General features: G+C 71.0%; 23 protein-coding genes. 15 read left to right on the plus strand and 8 right to left on the minus strand.

The features are described 5' to 3' along the window. The first annotated feature begins 116 nt into the window (after nt 1–116). The 5 genes from AB0H21_RS04260 (at nt 117) to AB0H21_RS04280 (ending at nt 4,390) form a co-directional block, all read left to right on the plus strand. A complete protein-coding gene (locus tag AB0H21_RS04260) occupies nt 117–695 on the plus strand; it encodes a helix-turn-helix domain-containing protein (RefSeq protein WP_358511465.1) in 579 nt (192 codons plus the stop codon). After that, nucleotides 692–1,966 (plus strand): MFS transporter, encoded by a 1,275-nt coding sequence (locus AB0H21_RS04265; RefSeq protein WP_358511467.1) that lies wholly within the window; start codon nt 692–694, stop codon nt 1,964–1,966. The genes AB0H21_RS04260 and AB0H21_RS04265 overlap by 4 nt, the downstream gene beginning before the upstream one ends. Nucleotides 1,967–2,028: 62 nt before the next feature. Further along, entirely contained in the window at nt 2,029–3,141 is a 1,113-nt protein-coding gene (locus AB0H21_RS04270) for an MBL fold metallo-hydrolase (protein ID WP_358511470.1), read from the plus strand. A gap of 230 nt (nt 3,142–3,371) precedes the next feature. Further along, nucleotides 3,372–3,887, plus strand: a complete 516-nt coding sequence (locus AB0H21_RS04275) for an NAD(P)H-dependent oxidoreductase (RefSeq protein ID WP_358511473.1) — start codon at nt 3,372–3,374, stop codon at nt 3,885–3,887. Beyond that, the gene (locus AB0H21_RS04280) at nt 3,884–4,390 is read left to right on the plus strand and encodes a flavin reductase family protein (RefSeq protein WP_358511476.1); all 507 of its coding nucleotides are present in this window, start codon (nt 3,884–3,886) and stop codon (nt 4,388–4,390) included. Before AB0H21_RS04275 ends, AB0H21_RS04280 begins: the two co-directional genes overlap by 4 nt. Before the next feature lie 41 nt (nt 4,391–4,431). On the opposite strand, the gene AB0H21_RS04285 is transcribed toward AB0H21_RS04280, so the two are convergent. Next, nucleotides 4,432–5,490 carry a dihydrodipicolinate reductase gene (locus AB0H21_RS04285; protein WP_358511479.1) on the minus strand — a complete coding sequence of 353 codons (1,059 nt, stop codon included), beginning with the start codon at nt 5,488–5,490 and terminating at the stop codon, nt 4,432–4,434. A gap of 478 nt (nt 5,491–5,968) precedes the next feature. Here AB0H21_RS04285 and AB0H21_RS04290 point away from each other — a divergent pair, with 478 nt between their 5' ends. The 6 genes from AB0H21_RS04290 (at nt 5,969) to AB0H21_RS04315 (ending at nt 13,462) form a co-directional block, all read left to right on the plus strand. Then, nucleotides 5,969–7,150 (plus strand): ROK family transcriptional regulator, encoded by a 1,182-nt coding sequence (locus tag AB0H21_RS04290; protein WP_358511482.1) that lies wholly within the window; start codon nt 5,969–5,971, stop codon nt 7,148–7,150. Between the two features lie 161 nt (nt 7,151–7,311). After that, nucleotides 7,312–8,820 carry a sugar ABC transporter ATP-binding protein gene (locus AB0H21_RS04295; protein WP_358511485.1) on the plus strand — a complete coding sequence of 503 codons (1,509 nt, stop codon included), beginning with the start codon at nt 7,312–7,314 and terminating at the stop codon, nt 8,818–8,820. Beyond that, nucleotides 8,817–9,869 (plus strand): ABC transporter permease, encoded by a 1,053-nt coding sequence (locus tag AB0H21_RS04300; RefSeq protein ID WP_358511488.1) that lies wholly within the window; start codon nt 8,817–8,819, stop codon nt 9,867–9,869. Before AB0H21_RS04295 ends, AB0H21_RS04300 begins: the two co-directional genes overlap by 4 nt. 190 nt (nt 9,870–10,059) lie before the next feature. Then, nucleotides 10,060–11,121 carry an ABC transporter substrate-binding protein gene (locus AB0H21_RS04305; protein WP_358511491.1) on the plus strand — a complete coding sequence of 354 codons (1,062 nt, stop codon included), beginning with the start codon at nt 10,060–10,062 and terminating at the stop codon, nt 11,119–11,121. Nucleotides 11,122–11,137: 16 nt separating this feature from the next. Continuing rightward, nucleotides 11,138–12,322 (plus strand): Gfo/Idh/MocA family oxidoreductase, encoded by a 1,185-nt coding sequence (locus AB0H21_RS04310; RefSeq protein WP_358511494.1) that lies wholly within the window; start codon nt 11,138–11,140, stop codon nt 12,320–12,322. A gap of 132 nt (nt 12,323–12,454) precedes the next feature. Beyond that, complete coding sequence (locus AB0H21_RS04315; RefSeq protein WP_358511497.1) at nt 12,455–13,462, plus strand: sugar phosphate isomerase/epimerase family protein; 1,008 nt, start codon at nt 12,455–12,457, stop codon at nt 13,460–13,462. Between the two features lie 125 nt (nt 13,463–13,587). Here AB0H21_RS04315 and AB0H21_RS04320 read toward each other — a convergent pair whose 3' ends face one another. Both AB0H21_RS04320 and AB0H21_RS04325 read right to left on the minus strand, forming a co-directional pair. Next, the gene (locus tag AB0H21_RS04320; RefSeq protein ID WP_358511500.1) at nt 13,588–14,673 is read right to left on the minus strand and encodes a Zn-dependent alcohol dehydrogenase; all 1,086 of its coding nucleotides are present in this window, start codon (nt 14,671–14,673) and stop codon (nt 13,588–13,590) included. 52 nt (nt 14,674–14,725) lie between these two features. After that, the gene (locus AB0H21_RS04325; RefSeq protein ID WP_358511503.1) at nt 14,726–14,920 is read right to left on the minus strand and encodes a ferredoxin; all 195 of its coding nucleotides are present in this window, start codon (nt 14,918–14,920) and stop codon (nt 14,726–14,728) included. A gap of 271 nt (nt 14,921–15,191) precedes the next feature. Between AB0H21_RS04325 and AB0H21_RS04330 the strand changes: the two genes are divergently transcribed. Further along, on the plus strand, nt 15,192–15,833 hold the full coding sequence (locus AB0H21_RS04330; protein WP_358511505.1) for a class I SAM-dependent methyltransferase: 642 nt from the start codon (nt 15,192–15,194) through the stop codon (nt 15,831–15,833). Between the two features lie 73 nt (nt 15,834–15,906). Here the strand turns inward: AB0H21_RS04330 and AB0H21_RS04335 are convergent, their stop codons facing one another. Genes AB0H21_RS04335 through AB0H21_RS04355 form a run of 5 tightly spaced genes read right to left on the minus strand, consistent with a single transcriptional unit; the run spans nt 15,907 to nt 20,109 of the window. Then, a complete protein-coding gene (locus AB0H21_RS04335) occupies nt 15,907–16,557 on the minus strand; it encodes an SRPBCC family protein (RefSeq protein ID WP_358511508.1) in 651 nt (216 codons plus the stop codon). Nucleotides 16,558–16,560: 3 nt separating this feature from the next. Continuing rightward, nucleotides 16,561–16,923, minus strand: coding sequence for a metalloregulator ArsR/SmtB family transcription factor (locus tag AB0H21_RS04340; RefSeq protein WP_358511511.1), 363 nt, complete (start codon nt 16,921–16,923; stop codon nt 16,561–16,563). A gap of 53 nt (nt 16,924–16,976) precedes the next feature. After that, on the minus strand, nt 16,977–18,062 hold the full coding sequence (locus AB0H21_RS04345) for a prenyltransferase (protein ID WP_358511514.1): 1,086 nt from the start codon (nt 18,060–18,062) through the stop codon (nt 16,977–16,979). Then, entirely contained in the window at nt 18,059–18,772 is a 714-nt protein-coding gene (locus tag AB0H21_RS04350; protein ID WP_358511517.1) for a class I SAM-dependent methyltransferase, read from the minus strand. The genes AB0H21_RS04345 and AB0H21_RS04350 overlap by 4 nt, the downstream gene beginning before the upstream one ends. A gap of 59 nt (nt 18,773–18,831) precedes the next feature. Beyond that, nucleotides 18,832–20,109, minus strand: a complete 1,278-nt coding sequence (locus AB0H21_RS04355) for a glycosyltransferase family 4 protein (RefSeq protein ID WP_358511520.1) — start codon at nt 20,107–20,109, stop codon at nt 18,832–18,834. Nucleotides 20,110–20,430: 321 nt separating this feature from the next. On the opposite strand from AB0H21_RS04355, the gene AB0H21_RS04360 reads away from it, so the two are divergent. From AB0H21_RS04360 to AB0H21_RS04370, 3 genes are all read left to right on the plus strand, one after another. Then, nucleotides 20,431–21,453: a GDP-mannose 4,6-dehydratase gene (locus AB0H21_RS04360; protein ID WP_358511523.1), complete on the plus strand. Its 1,023-nt coding sequence runs from the start codon at nt 20,431–20,433 to the stop codon at nt 21,451–21,453. Between the two features lie 105 nt (nt 21,454–21,558). After that, nucleotides 21,559–22,056: a SigE family RNA polymerase sigma factor gene (locus AB0H21_RS04365; RefSeq protein ID WP_358511526.1), complete on the plus strand. Its 498-nt coding sequence runs from the start codon at nt 21,559–21,561 to the stop codon at nt 22,054–22,056. Continuing rightward, the gene (locus tag AB0H21_RS04370; protein WP_358511529.1) at nt 22,053–22,787 is read left to right on the plus strand and encodes a hypothetical protein; all 735 of its coding nucleotides are present in this window, start codon (nt 22,053–22,055) and stop codon (nt 22,785–22,787) included. Before AB0H21_RS04365 ends, AB0H21_RS04370 begins: the two co-directional genes overlap by 4 nt. The last annotated feature ends 41 nt before the right edge of the window (nt 22,788–22,828 follow it).

Consider the following 22,828-nt stretch of genomic DNA (forward strand, 5'->3'; position numbering starts at 1 on the left):
ACGGCCGCGGGCGGCGCTCCCCGCGCGTGTTCCCGAGGGACGGCAGGGCGGGCCGCCGCCCGAGAGCCGCAAAGACCTCTTTGCAAAGGAGACTTTGCAAAGTTACCTTTGGAGACATGAGCGAACCCGCGGGCGTGTACCGCGTCACCGATCCCCGGACGCTGAAGGCCGTGGCCCACCCGCTGCGCGTGCGGCTGCTAGGCGCGCTGCGCATGGAAGGTCCCGCGACCGCCACCGAGCTGGCCGTCCGGTTCGGCGAGAGCTCCGGCTCGACCAGCTACCACCTGCGCCAGCTCGCCAAGTACGGCTTCGTCGAGCAGGACCCCGAGCAGCGCGACGCGCGCGAGCGCCGCTGGCGGTCCGTCCACCGCTACACCGCGTGGAGCGAGCTGGAGCTGGGCGACACCCCCGAGGGCCGCGAGGCCACGGGGTTCATGCGCGACCGGCAGTTCGAGGTGCTCGCCCGCGACCGCGAGCGGTTCGAGCGCGACCGCGCGTCGTGGGGCCCGGCGTGGATGGAGGCGGCGGGCATGTCGGACGACGTCGCGCGCCTCACCCCCGCGTCCCTCACCCACCTGTACGAGCGGGTCACGGCCATGATCCGCGAGCTGGAGGAGCAGGACGAGGGCAACCCGGAGGCCGAGCGCGTGTCCATCCACACGGCGGCCTTCCCGACCAAGGGGTACCACGGGTGACCGGCCTCGCCACCGCGCCCGCCGCCCGCGTGCTCTCGCCTCGCTCGGCCTTACGCCGGTACGGGCTGATCAGCGCCCTGACCTGGCTCCCGCCGGGCCTGATGATGTCGTCGATGGTCCTGCTGATGTCCGCGCGCGGCCTCGACCTCGCCGAGGTCGGCGTGGTGATGTCCTGCTACTCGGTGACGGTCATCGTGCTGGAGCTGCCCACGGGCGGCCTGGCGGACGTCCTCGGACGGCGCGCGGTGCTCGCCGCCGCGGCGCTGTTCATGATGGCGGGCATGGGCCTGCTGGCCGTCGCGGGGTCGTTCTGGCCCTTCGTGGCCGCCTCCGTGCTCAAGGGGATCGCCCGCGCCCTGTCCAGCGGGCCGCCCCAGGCGTGGTACGTGGACACGCTGCACGCCGCCGAGGGGCCGGACGCCGATCTGAAGCCCGGTCTGGCCAGGGGAAGCGCCATGAGCAGCGCGTCCCTGTGCGCCGGCACGCTCGTGGGCGGGACGCTGCCGCTGGTCGTCCCCTGGGGCCTGGCGGCGCCGATGGTCGCGGCGTCGGCGTCGGCGGTCGCGCTCTTCGTGGTCGTGCTGGTCGCCATGCCCGAGCCGCCGCACCCCCGCCCCTCTCTGCGCTCGGTGCTGCGGGACGTCCCGGTCACCATGGCGGCGGGGCTGCGGCTCGGCGTCGCCGACCGCGGGCTGCGCCGGCTGCTGTTCGTGGCCTTCACCCTGGGGATCGCGCTCAGCTCCGTCGAGGTGCTCACGCCTGGCCGGCTGGCCGAGCTGACCGGGGACCGCGAGTGGGCGAGCTTCCTCTACGGGCTGGTGACGGCGGCGGGCTTCGGTGCGAGCGCCGCCGGGTCCTGGATCGCACCCGGGGTGGTGCGCCTGCTACGGGGTCCGGTCGCCGCGGCGATCGCCGGGACGGCGGCGGGGGCGTGCGCGCTCGGCGGCCTGGCGGCCTCGGCCGTGCTCACGGGGGCGGCGGGCGTCGCGGCCATGATCGGCGCGTACGTGCTCATGTTCGCCGCCGGGGCCGTGCCCGAGCTGGTGCGGAACGAGATGATGCACCGGCGCGTGACCACCTCCCGCCGCGCGACGCTGATGTCGGTCGACTCGCTCCAGCTCCAGTTCGGGGGCACGACCGCCACGCTGGGCCTCGGTTTCCTCGCCTCGCGGGCGGGCGTCGGCGCGGGGTGGGCGGTTGTGGGCGTCGTCGTGCTGGCCTCCGCCCTGCTCTACTTACGGGTGCCGCCGTCCGGAGCACACCCCGAGTAGAACAACATTCGGTGACCGGTGCACAATCGACTACGACGGAGGCCGTAGGGAAGGGAGCCGGGATGCGCGACCAGGTGGCCGGTGACGCGGATCCGGGCGCGCGGGCCCGGAAGACCCACAAGAGAAGGGTGACGCCGGCCAGTGAGGAGCAGCGCGACGCCTGGCAGAGCGGCGCCCTCCCCGGCGTCGAGCGGGTGCGCCCCGGGCTGTGGTCGATCCCGGTGCCGATTCCGATCAACCCGCTCAGGTACGTCCTGGTGTACGCGCTGGAGCTGCCGGACGGCGTCGCGATCATCGACGCGGGCTGGAACACCGACGAGGCGTACGACGCGCTCGCCGCGGGGCTGAAGGTCGCCGGGTACGAGATGGGCGACGTGCGCGCGGTGCTGGTGACGCACATCCACCCCGACCACTACGGGCTCGCGGGCCGCGTCCGGGAGAACTCGGGCGCCTGGATCGGCCTGCATCCCGCCGACGCGCGCCTGCTGAGCGGCCGGTACGACGACGCGCTGGTCGACGAGCTGATCGCCCGCGAGCGCGTGATGCTGGCCCGCTCGGGCGTGCCGCCGCTCACCGTGGAGGAGCTGAGCGGGGCGTCCATGATGATCCGGCACTACGTGTCGATGGGCCGGCCCGACCGGCTGATCGAGGACGGCGCCGACCTGGACCTGCCCGGCTGGGACCTGCGGGCCGTGTGGACGCCGGGCCACTCGCCCGGTCACCTGTGCTTCCTGTCGCCGTCGCGGCGGGTGCTGTTCTCGGGCGACCACGTGCTGGCGCGGATCACCCCGATCGTGGCGGTCCACCCGCAGTCCGCCCCGGACCCGCTGGCCGACTACCTGGACGCGCTGGCCGCCGTCCGGTACTTCGAGGTGGACGAGGTGCTGCCCGCGCACGAGTACCGCTTCCTGGAGCTGGCCGAGCGGGTCGAGGACGTGATGGCGCACCACGGCAGGCGGCTGGCGGAGATCGAGGCGGCCGTGGCGGGCGCGGACGGCGTCGCCTGCTGGGACGTCACCACGGGTCTGACCTGGTCGCGGCCGTGGGAGACGATCCCGCCGTTCATGCGCAGGGCCGCGACGAACGAGACCCTCGCCCACCTGGTCTACCTGGAGGGCAAGGGCCGGCTGCGCCGCGTGCCGGGCGAGCCGGACCTGTGGTTTCCGGCGACATGATATTCCATGGAATACAAGTAGGGAATATTGACATTACGGTTCGGTCTACGTAGTTTTTCGAGCATGAGCCAGAAGCCCCTGACCCGGCGCCTCCACGTGGATCTCGGCCACGTCGCCGGCGCCCAGTGTCGCCGCGCGCGCTGAGAAGGGCAATCTCTGAGCAGCACCGCACCGGCCGGAATGGCCGGTGCCGTCGCGGGAACCGGGAGAAGATGAGTGGTGAGCGACAGATGAGCTTCGTGACGTTGGTGGGCAATCCCCGGGAGGGTTCGCGGACGCGGACGGTCGCCGAGCGCGCGGCCGAAGTGATCGCCGGGCGCCTCGGACACCCCGGCGAGCGTGACGTGATCGATTTGGCCGGACTGGCCCCGAGACTGCTGGACCCGCAGCCCCCGGCCGAGGTGCGCGAGGCGCTGGAGCGCGTCGTCGCGGCGAAGGTGCTGCTGGTGGCGAGCCCCACGTACAAGGCGACCTACACCGGGCTGCTGAAGGTGTTCCTCGACCGGCTGAAGCCCGAGGCGCTGGCCGGCGTGACGGCGCTGCCGATCCTGGTCATGGGCGACCCCAAGCACTCCCTGGCCGTCGAGACGCACCTGCGGCCGCTGCTGGTCGAGCTCGGCGCGACCGTCCCGACCCCGGGGCTGGCCCTGCTCGAATCCGACATCGCCGCTCCCGAGGAGGTGCTGGGCCGGTGGGCGGACCGGGTGGCGCCTCAGATCGCGCTGACCGAAGGCGTGACCGTATGACCGACACGCTGGCCGAGTCGGCCGTCGACAACCAGCGGTTCCGCGAGGCGCTGGCCGTGCACGCGGCCGGGGTCGTCGTCGTGACCGCGTGGACCGACGGCGTGCCGGTCGGCCTCACCGCGACCTCCTTCTCCTCCGTCAGCCTCAACCCGCCGCTCGTTTCCTTCTACGTCGACCAGTCCTCGACCACCTGGCCCTGGCTGCGGCAGGCGGACGGCTTCGCCGTGAACGTCCTCGCCAGCGACCAGGCCGACCTCGCCTCCCGCTTCGCCCGCAAGGGCGTCGACCGGTTCGCCGCGCCCACCACCTGGACGCCGGGGCCGGGCGGGGTGCCGCTTCTGGACGGCGTCTCCGCGCACCTGGTCTGCGAGCCGCACAGCACGGCCGAGATCGGCGACCACATCCTGGTCGTGGGTCTGGTAACCGGAACGCGGGTCGGCTCGCCCGGCCGTCCCCTCATCTACCACCAGGGCCGGTTCGGCCGCTTCACGCCGCACTCCTAACCATTCCTAACCTTCTTTCCTATTACTCTCGATGACACCGCTCAGGCAAGCCGGGTGGTGCCCCGTCCTGTGGCGAGTGGCAGGTCGAGCACCGTCCGGATGCCCGGCGGGGCCGCGCAGACCGCCGCGATGGAGTTGACGGCGTGCGCCGCAGCACCGGCCAGCCCGTGCGTGACCTCCTCGACCTTGATCATCATCGCTGGGCGGCCCTCGATGTGGATGGCGAAGCCCGGCTCGGGCCAGCGGCGCACCTTGGCGGCGTCGGCCTTGTACACGCACTCGACCGTCATGAACGGCCGCCCCCGGACGAGCCCGGAGAAGATCCACCGCGAGGCGCACACCGTGCCGGGCAGCACCAGCCCGGCGCTGATCTCGAACTCCTCGGCCGCCAGCTCGTACTCGTCGGTCTCCTCGACCTCGTCCAGCCGCACGCCGAGAGCGCCCGCGACGAGCTGGACGCTCTCGGAGAACACCGCCCGCTGCACGTTGCGGAACGGCCGCACGGCCACGGCGTAGTCCTTCGGCGCGCGGCCGAACCCGATCAGGTCCATGACGATCTGCCGGGACGGATGGCCGACGAAGTCGGAGGACTCGCGGACGTAGATGTGGTCGAGGCGGGTGGACAGGCCGCTGAGCGCCAGCGGCAGCAGGTCGCTCATGAAGCCGGGGTTGATGCCCGTGCCGTACACCGACGTGCCGCCCGCCCGGCAGGCGGCCTCCAGCCGCTCGACCACGCCCGGGCCGTACACCTGCGGGTAGATGAAGCCGGTGGTGGTGATGACGTTCTTGCCCGAGGCGAGGATGGCGCAGACCGTCTCCAGGTCGGCCGCGTAGTCGCCGCCGAAGTACGCGGCGGGCAGTGGCATGTGGAGCACGCAGTCGGCCTCGGTGGCGAGGGCGGCGTCGAAGTCGTCGCCGCACAGGACGCCGGTCTCGGGCATGCCCACCAGCGGCCCGGCGTCCAGGCCGACCTTGTCGGGGTCGTAGACGAGCACGCCGGCGAGCTCGAACTCCGGCCGCGCGATCACGCTCTGCAGCGCGTAACCGCCGACGGCGCCGGTGGCCCACTGGATCACACGGAGGGGCGGCTGTGCGGGCATGAGGCCTCCAGCACGGGGGGTTGCGGGGGGCCATGGGAAGAGGGGCCACGTTGACCCAAGGCACCTGCGGGGGCAGAAACTATAGCAGAATTCGACCTGTCCGATCACTATCCGCTACGTGACACGACGCCGGTCCCGGTGGATCGCGGGGCCCGGAGCGCCGGGTGGGAGCGCTGACGCCGGTATATCGTGTGCGGGACCAGAAGATTGTTCTCCTGGGGTGTCCCGGGAGTGGGCGGGCGACCTGCGGCACCGAGGCGATCCGTGACAATTGGGAGGCCATCCTGGCCGAGCGGCCGGCCGACGGCGCTGGGCGAGCGGGCGGGCGCCTCGCTCAAGGCGATGCTCTGACGGCCCAAAGACCCCCCAGCTTTCGCTGATAACAGCAAAAGTTCTGAATCGTCACCAAAAAGGGCTTCACGTGGGTAGCGGAAGTGAACTAACTTCTGCCTCACATCACTCCGATACCGGAGGCCATGTGAAACGCATCCCCGTACGGCCGGAGAACGTCCACCAGGCGGCGCTTCTGCGTCTCCTGCGCGACGGCGGCCGTTCCCGCGCGGAGCTCGGTGACGACATCGAGCTGTCGCGTTCCAAGCTGAACCTCGAGCTCGACCGTCTCATCGAGATGGGGCTGGTCGAGCAGGCCGGGCTGGCCGCCTCCCGTGGAGGCAGGCGGTCCGGCATGGTTCGGCTGTCGCCGCATATGCGGTTCGTCGGCATCGACATCGGCGCCACCTCGGTGGACGTCGCCGTCACCAACGGCGAGCTGGAGATCCTCGGCCACGTGAGTGAGCCGTGCGACGTGCGCGAGGGACCGGCCGTGGTGCTCGACCGGGCGATGGAGCTCGTCGGCAAGCTGCGCGAACAGGGCCTGTTCTCCCAGCTCCACGGAGCGGGGATCGGCGTGCCCGGCCCGGTCAGCTTCCGCGAGGGCGTGCCCGTGGCCCCGCCGATCATGCCCGGCTGGGACCGGTATCCGGTGAAGGAGGCGATCAGCCAGGAGCTCGGCTGCCCCGCCATGGTCGACAACGACGTCAATCTCATGGCCCTGGGAGAGCTCCACGCCGGCCTGGCGCGCCAGGTGGACGACTTCCTGCTCATCAAGATCGGCACCGGTATCGGCTGCGGCATCGTGGTGGACGGCAAGATCTACCGGGGCGTGTCGGGAAGCGCCGGCGACATCGGTCACATGCGGGTCGACGACCAGGGTCCGACCTGCACCTGCGGCAACTCCGGCTGCCTGGAGGCCTACTTCGGTGGCGCCGCCCTCGCCAGGGAGGCCGTCAGGATCGCGCCCCGCTCGCCCTATCTGACCGAGCGGCTCGCCCAGATGGGGCACCTCACCGCCGAGGACGTCGCCGCGGCGGCGGCGCTCGGCGACCCGGCCGCGATCCGGCTCATCCGCGACGGCGGGCGCCAGGCGGGGCAGGTCCTCGCCGGTCTCGTCAGCTTCTTCAACCCCGGCCTCATGATCATCGCGGGTGGGGTGGCCCGGCTGGGTCACGTGCTGCTCGCGGAGATCAGGAGCGTCGTCTACCGCCGGTCGCTGCCCCTGGCCACCGGCAACCTGCCCATCGTCCTGTCCGAGCTGGGGGACGCCGCCGGGGTCATCGGCGGCGCCCGGCTCATCACCGACCACGTCTTCTCCGCCTCATAGCCCCACATAGCCCGCCCGCGCCAAGCTCCGGAAACCCTGACCGTCCCCGGAACGAAGATCCGCCCGCACGGCGGATCGCTCACCGACCGTCCACGGATCTTCCGAACCACTCCAACCCCCCAAGCCCCATCTCCATGCCCCGACCCCCTTCCGGAGGCCCTGTGAGCGACCTGCTGGTCATGCGCGGGATCGTCAAACAGTTTCCCGGCGTACGCGCCCTCGACGGCGTCGACCTCGACGTCCGCGCCGGCGAGGTGCACTGCCTGCTCGGTCAGAACGGCGCGGGCAAGTCCACGTTGATCAAGATCCTCGCGGGCGCCCACCAGCCCGACGAGGGCACCGTGACGTTCGGCGGCGAGCCGGTCCGCTTCGCCGGTCCGATCGCGGCCATCAAGTCCGGCATCTCGACCATCTACCAGGAGCTCGACCTGGTGGACGGGCTCTCGGTCGCCGAGAACATCTTCCTCGGCCACGAGCAGGCCGCGCTCGGCTTCACCCGCCGGGGCGAGATGAACAAGGCCGCAGCCGAGCTGCTCGGCCGCCTCGGGCACGGCGAGATGCGTCCCGGTACGGAGGTCGGCCGCCTGCCCGCCGCGGGGAAGCAAATCGTTAGCATGGCCCGCGCACTGTCGCACCAGGCGAAGCTGATCGTCATGGACGAGCCGTCGGCCGCGCTCGCGCACGACGAGGTCGGGAACCTGTTCCGCGTGATCAGGGACCTGACCGCGGAGGGCGTCGCCGTGGTGTACATCTCCCACCGGCTGGAGGAGATCCGCGAGATCGGCGACCGCGTCACCGTGCTGAAGGACGGACGGACGGCCGCCGTCGGACTGCCCGCCCGCGACACCTCGACCTCCTCGATCGTCTCGCTGATGACCGGCCGGGACGTCGCGTACGTCTTCCCGCCGCGCCCGGAGCCCGGGGCCCACGACGGCAAGCCCGAGGTGCTGAAGGTCGAGGGTCTCACGCTGCCCGGCCACTTCGCCGACGTGTCGCTCACCATCCGGGAGGGCGAGATCGTCGGCCTGGCCGGCCTGGTCGGCTCGGGACGGTCGGAGGTCGTGGAGACGATCTACGGCGCGCGCCGCCCGTCCGCGGGCACGGTCGTGCTCGCCGGGGACCGCGTGCCCGCGGGCAGCACGTCCAAGGCCGTGCAGATGGGCATGGGCCTGGCTCCCGAGGAGCGTAAATCCCAGGCGCTGCTGATGAACGAGTCCGTCGCGCGCAACATCACGATCGCCGGTCTCTCCAAGTACGCCAAGCTGGGCTGGGTGGACCGCCGGGGCGAGAACACCGAGGCCGCGCGGCTGGTCCAGACGCTCGACATCCGGCCGGGAGATCCCCGCAAACCGGTCAGGACCCTTTCGGGCGGCAACCAGCAGAAGGCCGTGTTCGCCCGATGGCTCGTCGAGGGGCGCAAGCTGCTCCTCTTGGACGAGCCGACCCGAGGCGTCGACGTCGGCGCCCGGGCCGAGTTGTACGCCGTGGTCCGGCGACTGGCGGACGAGGGCGTGGGCGTGCTGCTGGTGTCCAGTGAGGTCCCCGAGGTGCTCGGGCTGGCCGACCGGGTGCTGGTGCTTCGCGAGGGCAAGGTCATCCACGAGTCCGACGCCCGCGAACTCGACGAATCACGCGTACTAGACATGATCATGGAAGGGAGCGCGCTGTGACGAACGCACGCGCGTCGGGCGGCGGCACTTCTAGCACGCCCCCACCGGCCGACGGGCACGCACGCATCGAGGGCAAGGCGGGTTCCGCCAAGGCGCCCGGCGTGATGAGCAAGGTGGGCCAGGCGCGGCACCTCGGCCTCGTCGTGGCGCTGGCGCTGCTGGGCATCGTCGGCCTGGTCACCGTGCCGGACGCCTTCGCCACCTCGTCCAACCTCGTCAACATCCTGGCCCTGGCCTCGACGATCGGCGTCATCACCGTCGGCGCGACGTTCGTCATCATCGGCGGCGGCATCGACCTGTCGGTGGGCGCCGTCATGGCCCTGGCATCCGTGTGGGCGACGACGCTGGCCACCCAGTCGTACGGGCCGGTCGTGATGATCATCTGCGCCGTCGTCGTCGGCACGGGCGCGGGCCTCGTCAACGGCTTCCTCATCTCCTACGGGCGGATGGTGCCGTTCATCGCCACCCTCGCGATGCTCGTCGCCGCCCGCGGCCTCGCTCAGCGCATGTCCGACCGCAGGACCCAGCTCGTCCGGCCGGACAACAACGCGATCGTGGAACTGTCGACCACCCGGGTCCTCGGACTGCCGATCCTGGTCTACATCTTCGCGGCCGTGGTGATCGTCGGATGGATCGTGCTCAACCGCACGACCTTCGGACGGCGCACCTACGCGGTCGGCGGCAACCCTGAGGCCGCCCGCCTCGCCGGCATCAACGTACGGCGCCACACCCTGCTGCTGTACGCGCTGTCCGGCCTCTGCTGCGGCATCGCCGCCGTTCTCATCATGGCCCGCACCACCACGGGCTCCAGCACTCACGGCGATCTGTACGAACTCGACGCGATCGCCGCCGTGATCATCGGGGGCACCCTCCTCACCGGTGGCCGGGGAACCATCATCGGCTCGATCCTCGGGCTTTTGATCTTCACGGTCATCACCGACCTGTTCATCCTCAACGGCCTCAACACCAGTGACCAGCTCATCGCCAAGGGGCTGATCATCGTGATCGCCGTCCTCCTGCAGCGCAGAAGCCTGGAATCGCGAACCTAGGGCGCGCGGGCGGGATCCGCGTCCCCGGGGCCGACCACCCGGGGACCCGCGGCCGGTTCGCCGTGCCCGCAAGAACGGCGAACCCCCGCGAAACCCCGCAGATCGGTCAGGCCCGCAAGCCCTGAACACCTGAACAACCGGATCCACCCGTGGCGAGGCCCGGTAACCCCCAAAGAAGGAGACATTTCACATGGAAAAGAGCGTCGCCAGGCGAGGATTCCTCGTCAGTGGGGCCGTCATCGGCGCAGGGGCCCTCGTGAGCGCCTGCACGAGCAACGAGCCCGCGGCCGCTACCCCCACCACAGCGGCCCCGCAGGCGACCACCGCCGGCACCGGTAACGACGAGCCGGGCACCAAGGTCGTCATCGGCTTCTCGGCCCCGGCCGCCGACCACGGCTGGATCGCGGCCATCGCCAAGAACGCGGCCGACGAGGCCAAGAAGTACACCGATGTCGAGTTCAAGCCCGTCGAGCCGACCAACGACATCAACCAGCAGATCTCGGCCGTGGACTCGCTCATCGCGGCCAAGGTCAGCGCGCTGGTCCTGCTGCCCAACGACGGCGGGCAGCTCAACCAGGTCGCCCGCAGGGCGATGGACGCCGGCATCCCGGTGATCAACCTCGACCGCGTCTTCCCCGACAAGCTGTCCTACCGGACCTGGATCGGCGGCGACAACTACGGCATGGGCGTGGCCGCCGGCAACTACATCGGCAAGACGCTGAAGGACAAGGGCGTCTCCAACCCGGTGATCCTGGAGATCCAGGGCATCGCGACCCTCCCGCTCACCCAGGACCGCAGCAAGGGCTTCGCCGACGCGCTGAAGAGCTACGGCTTCAGCGTCACCGCGCAGCAGGACGCGAAGTTCACCGTCGAGTCCGGCACCCAGGTGGCGAGCAACCTGCTCCAGGCGCACAAGAAGATCGATGCGATCTGGAACCACGACGACGACCAGGGCATCGGCGTCCTGGCCGCCATCAAGGAGGCCAACCGCAGCGAGTTCTTCATGGTCGGCGGCGCCGGCTCGGCCAACGCGATGCGCGAGATCCAGGCGGACAGCGGCGTGCTCAAGGCGACGGTGACCTACAGCCCGACGATGGCCGGCTCGGCGATCAAGCTCGCCCGGCTCATCGCGCAGGGCAAGGGCCTCAGCGACCTGGTCGAGCGGCAGGTGCCGCAGTCGATCACGCTGGCATCGGAGACCATCACCAAGGAGAACGTGGCCCAGTACCTGCCGCTCGGCTTCGAATCCTAATTCTCGGGGGTCTTACGTGAGTGACAACAGGCCGGCGCTCGGGGTCGGCATGGTCGGGTACGCGTTCATGGGGCGCGTGCACTCCCAGGCGTGGCGCAGCGTCGACGCGTTCTTCGACCTGCCGGTCGCGCCGGTCATGGCGGTGCTGTCCGGCAGGTCCGAGGACCGCACCGCCGCCGCCGCGGCCCAGCTCGGCTGGGCCGCGGTCGAGCACGACTGGAAGGAGCTGATCAAGCGGGACGACGTCGACATCGTCGACGTGTGCACCCCCGGCGACTCCCACGCCGAGATCGCCATCGCCGCCCTGGAGGCGGGCAAGCACGTCCTGTGCGAGAAGCCGCTGGCCAACACCGTCGCCGAGGCCGAGGCCATGGCGACGGCGGCCGAGCGGGCCGCCGAGCGCGGCGTGCGCAGCATGGTCGCGTTCAACTACCGGCGCGTGCCCGCGGTCGCGCTGGCGCGGCGGTTCGTGGCCGAGGGCCGCCTCGGCGAGATCCGCCACGTGCGGGCGCAGTACCTGCAGGACTGGATCGTCGACCCCGAGTTCCCCCTCGTGTGGCGGCTCCAGCGCGACAAGGCCGGGTCCGGCGCGCTGGGCGACATCGGCTCCCACATCGTGGACACGGCCCAGTTCGTCACCGGCCAGAAGCTGACCGGCGTCTCCGCCCTCACCGCGACGTTCATCGGCGAGCGGCCCATGGCCGAGGAGTCCGAGGGCCTGGCCGCCGGTGCCGGCGAGGCGGGCGGGACGGGCACCGTCACCGTGGACGACGCGGCGGTGTTCATCGGACGGCTGTCCGGCGGCGGCCTCGCGTCCTTCGAGGCGACCCGCTTCGCCGCCGGACGCAAGAACGCCATGCGCATCGAGGTCAACGGCTCGCTCGGCAGCCTGTCGTTCGACTTCGAGGCCATGAACGAGCTGTGGTTCCACGACCACACCCTGCCCGCCGAGGAGGCCGGGTTCCGCCGCATCTACGTCACCGAGTCGGGACACCCGTACGCGGGGGCGTGGTGGCCGCCGGGGCACGGGCTCGGGTACGAGCACACCTTCAGCCACGAGGTGAAGGACTTCCTGGAGGCGATCGGCAACGGCACCGACCCCGAGCCCTCGTTCGCCGACGGGCTGCGCGTTCAGCGGGTGCTCGCCGCGGTCGAGCAGAGCGCGGCGAACGAGAGCCGCTGGACGCCCATCACCGAGTGATCCCCACCCGACCGATCCGGGCGGGCGGCCCAAGGCGCGGGTCGCCCGCCCGGATCTCCCACGTGAGCCGGGCCACGCGGAGCAGGCCATGTGGAGCCATGCAAGCCTTGCGGAGAAGGAAGGAGAGGGGTCATGACGCGACCGATCACGCTGTTCACCGGCCAGTGGGCCGACCTGCCGTTCGAAGAGGTGTGCCGCCTGGCCGGCGAGTGGGGGTACGACGGCCTGGAGATCGCCTGCTGGGGTGACCACTTCGAGGTCGACAAGGCCCTGGCGGACGACTCGTACATCCCGCGCAAGCTGGAGGTCCTGGAGAAGTACGGGCTGAAGGTCTGGGCGATCTCCAACCACCTCGTCGGGCAGGCGGTCTGCGACAGCCCGATCGACGAGCGGCACAAGGGCATCCTGCCGGCGCGCATCTGGGGCTCGGGCGACCCCGAGGAGGTCCGCCGGGCCGCCGCCGAGGAGCTGAAGGACACCGCCCGCGCCGCCGCCAAGCTCGGCGTGAACACGGTCGTCGGCTTCACCGGGTCGTCCATCTGGAAGACCGTCGCGATGTTCCCGCCGGTCTCCCCCGCGATGATCGACGCCGGCTACCAGGACTTCGCCGACCGCTGGAACCCGATCCTCGACGTGTTCGACGAGGTCGGCGTGCGGTTCGCCCACGAGGTCCACCCGAGCGAGATCGCCTACGACTACCACACCACCGTGCGCACGCTGGAGGCCATCGGCCACCGTCCCGCGTTCGGCCTGAACTGGGACCCCTCCCACATGGTGTGGCAGGAACTCGACCCGGTCGGGTTCATCCTCGACTTCGCCGACCGCATCTACCATGTGGACTGCAAGGACGCCAAGGTGCGCACCGGCGACGGCCGCAAGGGCCGCCTGGCGTCCCACCTGCCCTGGGCCGACCTGCGCCGCGGCTGGGACTTCGTGTCCACCGGCCGGGGAGACGTGCCCTGGGAGGACTGCTTCCGCGCCCTCAACGCGATCGGCTACGAGGGCCCCATCTCGATCGAGTGGGAGGACGCCGGCATGGACCGCCTCGACGGCGCCCCCGAGGCCCTGAGCTTCGTCAAGGGCCTCAACAAGATCACGCCGCCGGCCGCCGCGTTCGACGCCGCGTTCTCCTCGGAGTGACCGGCGGAGAGCCGTCCACAGCGTGACCGCGGGCTCCCCGGGCCGCACGACCGGCCCGGGGAGCCGCACGCTGCCGACGGCTCGGTCAAAGGTCGGGCGACGCTCAGCCGAAGCCCAGTCGAAGCTCAGTCGAAGACGACGACCTGCCGCAGCGCCTCGCCGCCGCGCAGGGCCGCGACGGCGTCGTTGAGGTCGGCGAGCCGGATGCGCGAGCTGATCATGCTCTCCAGGTCTAGCTTGCCCGCCTTCCACAGGTTCACCAGGAACGGGAAGTCACGCCGGACGTCGCTGCCGCCGTACAGCGAGCTGAGCAGGTTCTTGCCCTCGAACAGCAGGGTGAACGCCGACAGTTGCACCAGGTCGTCCATCGCCCCGGCGCCGACCACGACGACGTCGCCGCCGCGCCGGGTCGCCTGCCAGGCGGACATGATGGTCGCCGACTTCCCGACGACCTCGAACCCGTAGTCGAACCCCCGGCCGCCGGTCAGCGAGCCGACCGCCTCCGCGAGCTGATCCGGAGTGCAGACGTCGGTCGCGCCGACCTTCCTGGCCAGCTCATGCTTGGAGGTCAGCGGGTCGACCGCGAGGATCTTCGTGGCCCCCGACACCCGCGCGCCCTGGATCACCGACAGCCCCACGCCGCCGCAGCCGATCACCGCCACGGTGGCGCCCGGCCTGACCTTCGCCGTGTTGATCGCCGCGCCGACGCCGGTCGTGATGCCGCAGCCGATCAGCGCCGCGACCTCGAACGGCACGTCGGAGTCCACCTTGACCGCGCCCTGCCAGGGCACCACGATCTCCTCGGCCCAGGTGCCGCAGCCCGTCATGCCGAACGCCGGGGTGTCCCCGCCGAACCGGAACCGGGCCAGCGAGAAGCTCTGCACCAGGTAGGTCGTGCACAGGTACGGCTGGCCGGCCGCGCAGTTCGGGCACGCGTCGCACGCGGGCGTCCAGTTCACGATCACGTGGTCGCCCGGCTCGACCGTGGTGACGTGGTCGCCGACCTCCACGACCTCGCCCGCGCCCTCGTGCCCCGGGACCAGCGGCAACGGCATGGGCAGCACACCCGTCATCACCGACAGGTCGGAGTGGCAGACGCCGGTCGCCTTGATCTTCACCCGGACGTCCGACGGGCCCACGGGGGTGAGGGTGACGTCGTCGCGGATGTCCAGCTTGTCGTCGCCGACGGCGTGCAGCAGGGCGGCTCGCATCGGGCAGACCTCCTTGTTCCTTGGCGGGGTCCTCGGGGCTGTGGGGAGCGGCTCAGTCCGCCTGAAGGGAGAGCGCGGCCTTCGGGCAGGAACGGACGGCGTGGCGGACGCGGTCGAGCGCCTCGGGCGGCGGCTCGGGCAGCAGGACGTGCAGGTTGTCCTCGTCGTCCACCTCGAAGACGTCCGGGGCCAGGCCCATGCACACGGCGTTGGCCTCGCAGACGTCGTAGTTCACCTTGATCTTCATCGGAGCCCTCCTCGCGGTGGTTCTGCGCTGTCGACGCGAGCCTAGGCCGTCGCGCCGGTGGCGAGCCTACGGTGATCGCGGAACACCGCGCCTCGCGTGAGGGTTCGCGCACGCCGGTTCACGCAGGAAAGTAGAACACGTTCCAACAGGGGCGGCAAGAAGCGTTGGAATATTGTTCCAGAGCCTTTGGATCAATGGTGGGGGCACGCATCGGGCGGTTCGAGCGTTGTAGATAGGGTGCAGCAGCGTTGCCGTACACAAGGGAAAAATCATGACTGACATGTCGTTCCCGGCGGACCTGCGTCACGCGGCCGAGCGTGCCAAGGGCTTCATGCCCAAGGAGGAAGGGCTGGCCCTCTTCGAGACCGCATGCGTGTACGGCCCGCGCGGGCCGATCTGCGAGATCGGCACCTACTGCGGCAAGTCCGCGATCTACCTGGGCGCCGCCGCCCGCGAGACCGGCACGGTCGTCTTCACCGTCGACCACCACCGCGGCTCGGAGGAGATCCAGCCCGGCTGGGCCCACCACGACCCCACCCTCATGGACCCGCGCTTCGGCAAGATGGACTCCCTGCCGTTCTTCCGCGCCGCCATCGCCTCGGCCGGGCTGGAGGACCAGGTCATCGCCATCGTCGGCCGCTCGGAGGTCGTCGCGCGGTACTGGCGCACCCCGCTCGCCATGCTGTTCATCGACGGCGGCCATTCCGAGGACCCCGTCACCAAGGACTACGAGGGCTGGGCGCACCACGTCATCCCGGGCGGCGCCCTGGTCTTCCACGACATCTATCCCGACCCCAAGACCGGCGGCCAGGCCCCGTACCGTGTCTACCAGCGCGCCCTCGCCGGCGGCGAGTACAAGGAGACCCGAGCCGAAGGCTCCCTGCGCGTCCTGGAACGCGTCGCCACCCCCTGACCCGGGGACCGGTTCCGGGGAGCCCGCCGCGGTCACGGCGGGATTCCCCGGCGGGGTCCGGCTGCGCGGGCGCTCAGGCTTCGGGGGCCGCCTCCGGGGAAGCGGTGTACGCGGCGATGACGCGCTCGGCCGCGGCCGTGGCCGTCGCCTCGTCCGCGCCGGCGGCGATGTCGGCGTCGCGCCAGCGCTCGCCGCTCAGCGTGAAGAACCGCTTGCCCTCGTCGGAGGCGATCCATTCGGCGGCCGCGCCGGGGGTGACGCCCAGGCCGGAGCCGAGGTGGGTGGCCAGGCCCATGAGCCCCGAGTCCCAGCCGATGCCGACCGCGCCGGGGCCGAACGTATCCCAGTGGCCGTCCACGTCGCTCGCGAGCACGATGTGCTGCAGCTCGAACCGCGTGCCGTCGGCCTCGGGGGAGACGGTCACCTCGATCCAGCTCATGCCGCCGCCGTGCTCCCAGGTGGCGGCGAAGCTCTTCGGCGGGTCGCACCGCTCGACGGTGCCGCCGGCGTTGCCCTCGAACTGGTAGCGGCCGCCGACGCGCAGGTCGCCGCTGACGGGCAGGAACCAGCGCGGGATGCGCTCGGCGTTCGTGCAGGCGTCCCACACGTCTTCCACCGTGGCGTCGTAGACCTGGCTGATGGTGAGGACGCGCGCCTCACCCGCGTCGAGAACGCGCGTGCCGAGGTGGCGCTGGACCGCGTTGATCTGCTCGGAGACTTCCATCGTTCAATCCTCTGGTTCGGGGTCGTGGCCGTGACCGCGCAGCCGGCGTTCGCGCTTGCCGCGGGCCAGTTCCGTTCCCAGCGCGTCGAGCTTCGGGGCCCAGAAGCGCCGGAAACGGTCGAGCCAGGCGTCGACGTCGCGCAGCGGCTCGGAATTCACCGCGTACAGGCGGCGCACTCCGTCCGGGCGTACGGTCGCGAAGCCGTTGTCCCGCAGCACCTTCAGATGCTGCGAGACGGCAGGCTGCGAGATCTTGAACTCCTCCTGGATGACCGCGCAGACCGCGCCGGAGGTCTTCTCGCCGTCGGCGAGCAGTTCGAGAATCCTGCGCCGCACCGGGTCGCCGAGCACATCGAACGCATGCACCCCTAGTTTCTACAGCTCCCCACTTATATAAGTCAAAACGTATATTAAGAGGATCAGGTGCGGCTCGACGCCCGCGAGCAGCCGCAGGAGCCCGGGTCCACGACCGGGACGATGTACCGTCCGGCCTGGCGGAACAGGTCGGAGCCCGGCGTCGTGTCCGACAGCGCGTCGGCGGCCAGGATCACGGCGGCCGCGGTGTACGCCGACTGCTCGTGGGGGAACCACGCCCTGTTCACGAACTGCCAGCCCGTCCAGTACGACCCGTTCTCGTGGCGCATGTGCTGCATGTCGCCGAAGACGGTGAGCGCACGCTCCCGGTCACCGGCGGCGTCCAGCGTCATGGCCAGCTCGCAGGACTCCGCGCCCGTCACCCACGGCTGATCCGACACGCACCGCACGCCGAGGCCCCGCTCGACGAACGTCTCCCACTGCCGGTCGAGCCGTTCCCGCGCCCCCGGGCCGCGCACCGCGCCGCCGAGGATCGGGTAGTACCAGTCCATCGAGAACCGGCTCTTGTCCGCGAACGCCTCCGGGTGCGCGGCGAGCACGTGCCCGAGCCGGTCGGCGGCCAGTTCCCAGTCCGGGTGCGGGTCGCCCAGGTGCTCGCCGAGCAGCACACCGCACCGCAGCCCCTGGTAGATGGACGAGCACCCCGTCAGCAGCGCGTACGTCGCCGGGACGCCCGACGGCGAGCGTTCCCAGATGATCTCTCCGCGCGGGGTCTGCAGGTCGACGACGAAGTCCAGCGCCCTCCTGACCACCGGCCACATGGCGCGGGTGAAGGCCTCGTCGCCGGTCACCAGCAGGTCGTGCCACACGCCCACCGCGACGTACGCGGCGTGGTTGCTCTCGCCGTTCGCCTCGGCGGCCTCGCCGCGCACCATCTTCGCCGGCCACGAGCCGTCGGGCCGCTGGGCGCGCGCCAGCCAGTCGTACCCCTTCCTGGCCTCGGCGTTCAGGCCCGCGACGGTCATCGCCATCAGGCACTCGACGTGGTTCCACGCGTCGACGTGCCCTTCCGGCCATGGGACGCCGCCGTCCGCCTCCTGGACGGCCGCGATGCTGTGCGCGGTCGCGACGACCTGCTCCGCAGTGATCACCCCAGGGACGGCCGGCACCGCGGCCCGCCCCGCGGTCAAGCGGGCTTCCGGACGTAGAGGACCACGCTCTTCCCGATGAGGGGGTTGAGCACGGACTCCGCGATCCGGGTCAGGGCGGGACGTTTCATGATGTCCCAGACGAGCAGCTCGTGGTACGCCTTGGCCAGCGGATGGCCGTCGTTGTCGACGCCCACCGCGCACTTGATCCACCAGTACGGGGAGTGCAGCCCGTGGGCGTGGTGGTGCGGGCCGATGACCAGACCCGTCGCCTTCAGCTTGGCGGACAGCTCGGCCAGCGTGTAGATGCGCACGTGCCCGCCGGGAGCGGTGTGGTACGCCTCCGACAGCGCCCAGCAGATGCGCTCGGGAAGGAAGCTCGGCACGGTGACCGCCGCGAGCCCGCCCGGCTTCAGCACCCGGTGGATCTCGCGCATCGCGGCCATGTCGTCCGGGATGTGCTCCAGAACCTCGGCCGCGATCACCCGGTCGAACGACGCGTCGGGGAACGGCATGGCGAGCGCGTCGCCGGTCACGGTCTCGGCGGTGGCCTCCGGCGGCGCCTCCCCGGCCGTCTCCATGGCCGCGAACATGCTCGCCACGCTCTTCAGCTCGTCCGCGTCCTGGTCGAAGGCCACCACGTCCGCGCCGCGCCGCAGGACCTCGAAGGCGTGACGGCCGCCGCCGCACCCGAGATCCAGTACGCGGACGCCGGGCCCGACCGGCAGCCGCCGGAAGTCGACGGTCAGCACCTACCGCTCCCCTTTCACCGTCTGGTCCGTTTCGCTCCGCGCGTTCGCCGCGCGGGCGTTCACCGCTTCGCTTGCGCGTTCTCACGGGCCGCGATCGCCTCGCGGTAGGCCTCGACGGTGCGCTTGGCCACGACGTGCCAGGTGTAGCGCTCCATCACCCGGTCGTAGCCGGCCCTGCCCACCCGCTCGCGCTCCGCGGGCGAGTCGAGCAGCCGCAGCAGCGCCGCGGCCAGCTCCTCGGGGTCGCCCGGCGCCACCTGCACGGCCGCGTCCCCGACGACCTCGGGCAGCGCGCCCGTACGGCTGGCGACCAGCGGCGTCCCGCACGCCATGTGCTCGACGGCCGGCAGCGAGAAGCCCTCGTACAGCGACGGCACGACGGAGATCTCCGAGGTGGCGATCAGCTCGCCCAGCTCGTCGTCGGAGATGCCGTGGACGAACCGGACGCGGTCGCCGAGCGTGAGCTCCTGGACGAGCTTCTCGGTGGGACCGCCCGCCGTCGGCTTGCTGACGACGGTGAGGTTCACGTCCCGCTCGGTGGCGAGCTTGGCCACGGCGCGCAGCAGCGTGGCGACGCCCTTCATCGGCGAGTCGGCGCTGGCGACGGCCACGATCGACCCCGGGCGCTTCGGCAGGTGCGGGCGCGGGTGGAAGTAGCGGGTGTCCACGCCCAGCGGGATCAGCCGCATGCTGCTCTGCGGCACGTTGAAGTCGCGGTGGATGTCGGCCAGGCTCGACTCGCTGACCGTGAGGATCGGCTTCAGCCTCGGCGCGACGATGCTCTGCATGCGGACGAACCCGTACCAGCGGCGCAGCGAGAGCTGCCTGCGCCACGGCGCGGCCTTCAGCTCGATGCGCCGGTCCACGCTGATCGGGTGGTGGATCGTCCCGACGACCGGCAGCAGCTTCTGGATGCCGAGCAGGCCGTATCCCAGCGTCTGGTTGTCCTGGACGACATCGAACTCGCCGTGGCGCATCTTCAGCTCGCGCAGCGCGCGCAGGCTGAACGTCAGCGGCTCGGGGAAGCCGGCCGTCCACATCGTGGCGACCTCGAGGACGTCGATCCAGTCGCGGTACTCGGCGAGCCTGGGGGTGCGGAAGGGGTCCTCGTCGCGGTACAGGTCCAGGCTCTCCAACTTGTTGAGGACGACGCCCTCGTCCAGCTCGGGGTAGGGCGGGCCGGAGATGACCTCGACGTGGTGCCCGAGCGCGACGAGCTCGCGGCTGAGGTGGCGCAGGTAGACGCCCTGTCCGCCGCAGGTGGGTTTGCTCCGGTACGACAGCAGGGCGACGCGCAGCCTGCCCTCGTGCTCTCGCCCGTCGTCTGCAACCTGCACGGACACCCCTTTCGAGAGCGGTGCTCGGTACCCTCGCGGGGCATGCACCCGCGAAGGCCGATCTTAGTCGTGACCCTACCATCTGGTAACTGACCCGCCCTTAACATGGAATTGTGCCTCAAACCGCCCCTATGCCCCGCGAACTGGGCGGTCACCCCGACCGAGCGCCGCTCGGTAGAACTGGTTCTAGAGTCGCGGGCCGTGAGATCGTGAGCGGCCCATGGCGCTTGCCCGGGACCTGAGAGGTACATTCGCGTCTTACAGCTCATAGTTCGGGCGAAGCCACCCAAGCCGCCTAGCCCGGAGACCAAGGAGGACCCGTTGGCCAGGCGTGCGCTGATCACCGGCATCACCGGGCAGGACGGCTCCTACCTCGCCGAGCACCTGCTCGACCGGGGGTACGACGTCTGGGGCCTCGTCCGCGGCCAGGCCAACCCGCGCGTCGCCCGCGTCCGCAGGCTGCTGCAGAACGTCGAACTCGTCCGCGGCGACCTGCTCGACCAGGGCTCGCTCATCTCCGCGGTCGAACGCGTCCAGCCCGACGAGGTCTACAACCTCGGCGCCATCTCGTTCGTCCCCATGTCCTGGGAACAGGCCGAGCTGACCGCCGAGGTCACCGGCATGGGCGTCCTGCGCATGCTGGAGGCCATCCGGGTCTGCTCCGGAATCACCTCCTCACGCAACCCCGGATCCGGGCAGATCCGCTTCTACCAGGCGTCGTCCTCCGAGATGTTCGGCCAGGTGCGCGAGACCCCGCAGAACGAGCGCACCCCCTTCCACCCGCGCTCGCCGTACGGCGTGGCCAAGGCGTACGGGCACTTCCTCACCCAGAACTACCGCGAGTCGTACGGCATGTTCGCCGTCTCCGGCATCCTCTTCAACCACGAGTCGCCCCGGCGCGGCGCCGAGTTCGTCACCCGCAAGGTCACGCTCGGCGCCGCCCGCATCAAGCTCGGCCTCGCCTCCGAACTGCGCCTCGGCAACCTGGAGGCCCGCCGCGACTGGGGGTACGCCGGCGACTACGTCCAGGCCATGCGCCTGATGCTCCAGGCCGCCGCCCCCGAGGACTACGTGATCGGCACCGGCCAGACGCGGTCGGTCCGCGAGCTCGTCGTCGCGGCGTTCGAGGCGGCCGGGCTCGACTGGGAGCGGTACGTCGTCGCCGACCAGGCCCTCCACCGGCCCGCCGAGGTGGACCTGCTGTGCGCGGACCCGAAGAAGTCCCGCGTCCAGCTCGGCTGGGAACCGTCGGTGTCGTTCGAGGAGCTCGTCGCGATGATGGTCGACTCAGACATCCGCCTCCTCTCAGAGGGCAGCGACCCAGAACAGGACTCCTCCTGGTAGCCGCTCCCGGCGCCGCGCGCCTGGCAGATCAGGCATGAGCGGTGTCACCCAAATCCCCTCGCCGGCCGGTAGTCCCGATGAGAACGTCTCAGAGGGGAGCACGGCATGGCGGACGGGTTCGCCCAATACGTCGAGCAACGGCACGAGCGGCTGTGCCGTACGGCGTTCCTGCTCACCCACGACTGGGCGACGGCGGAAGATCTGGTGCAGACCGCGCTGATCAAGGCGTGGACGGCCTGGCGCAGGATCGAGGGCGACCCTGACCCGTACGTGTACCGGATCATCGCCAACACGCACGCCTCCTGGTGGCGGCGGCGCTGGCGGGGGGAGGTGCCCACGGAGACGATGCCGGAGGGCCCCGCGCAGCGGGACATCGCAGGAGCGGTGGCCGACCGTGCGGCCCTGTGGGCGGCGACCGGCGTGCTGCCGGCACGACAGCGTGCGGTCCTTGTCCTGCACTACTTCGGCGACCTGACCCACCAGCAGATCGCCGACGTTCTCGGATGCTCACTCGGAACGGTGAAGAAGCAGCTCAGCAGGGCACTGGCCCGGCTTCGCGTGGATCCGGCGCTGTGCGAACTGAAGGTGGAGGCGACCAGATGATGTCGACGACCCAGTACACCGAGAGCGACCTGCGCGCCGTACTCGATGAGTACAGCGGCGAGGGGCCGAGGCAGCCCGTCCATCTAGAGGAGATCGTGCGGCGGGGGCGCGGTGCCCGGCTGCGTCGGCGGGTGACGGCCGGGGCGGCGCTCGCGGGGGCGGTCGCGGCGGTCGTCGGAGTGGCCGGTCTCCATGGGCTCGACGGCGGCGCGCCCCCGCCGGGTCCCGCGTCCTCGGCGCGGGTGACAAACGGTGTCGATCTGCCCGACTCGGTGGACACTCGGATCGGAGGCAGGATGGCGCTGATCCACTTCGAGACCCACACGTCCGTGGGCACGGGTGTGAAAGTGACCTTCCAGCCGACAAGCCTCAACACGGGGTTCTCCATCCGATGCGCGGACCCCCAGGTGTGGGTGCTGGTGCGGGATCTGGGCGCTCCCGGCGGCTCGGCGGCTCTCGGTCGCTGCGGGCAGGGCGACGGGGGCGGCGTCGACAGTCAGTACGACTGGCAGTCCGCCCATCCCGGGTGGCTTCGCACGCCGCAGAGCCTGGAGATCTGGGTCTTTCCCGCTGACGCACCGATCGTCTCGAAGGCGCGGCCCGGCGACGGCGCGTTCGACATGGAGATGGTCACCACGGCACCGGAACGGCTGGCTTCCATGGTCGGCCACCGGCCGAGCGCGTGGGCGGTAGGCGTCTACGACAAGCCCGCCGCCACCCCGGCCGGGTAGGACATCACTCGTCACTGCCGGGTTCCCGGAAGCGGGCTTCC

It is taken from the genome of Sphaerisporangium sp. NPDC051011 (assembly GCF_040653595.1).
GTDB lineage: Bacteria > Actinomycetota > Actinomycetes > Streptosporangiales > Streptosporangiaceae > Sphaerisporangium.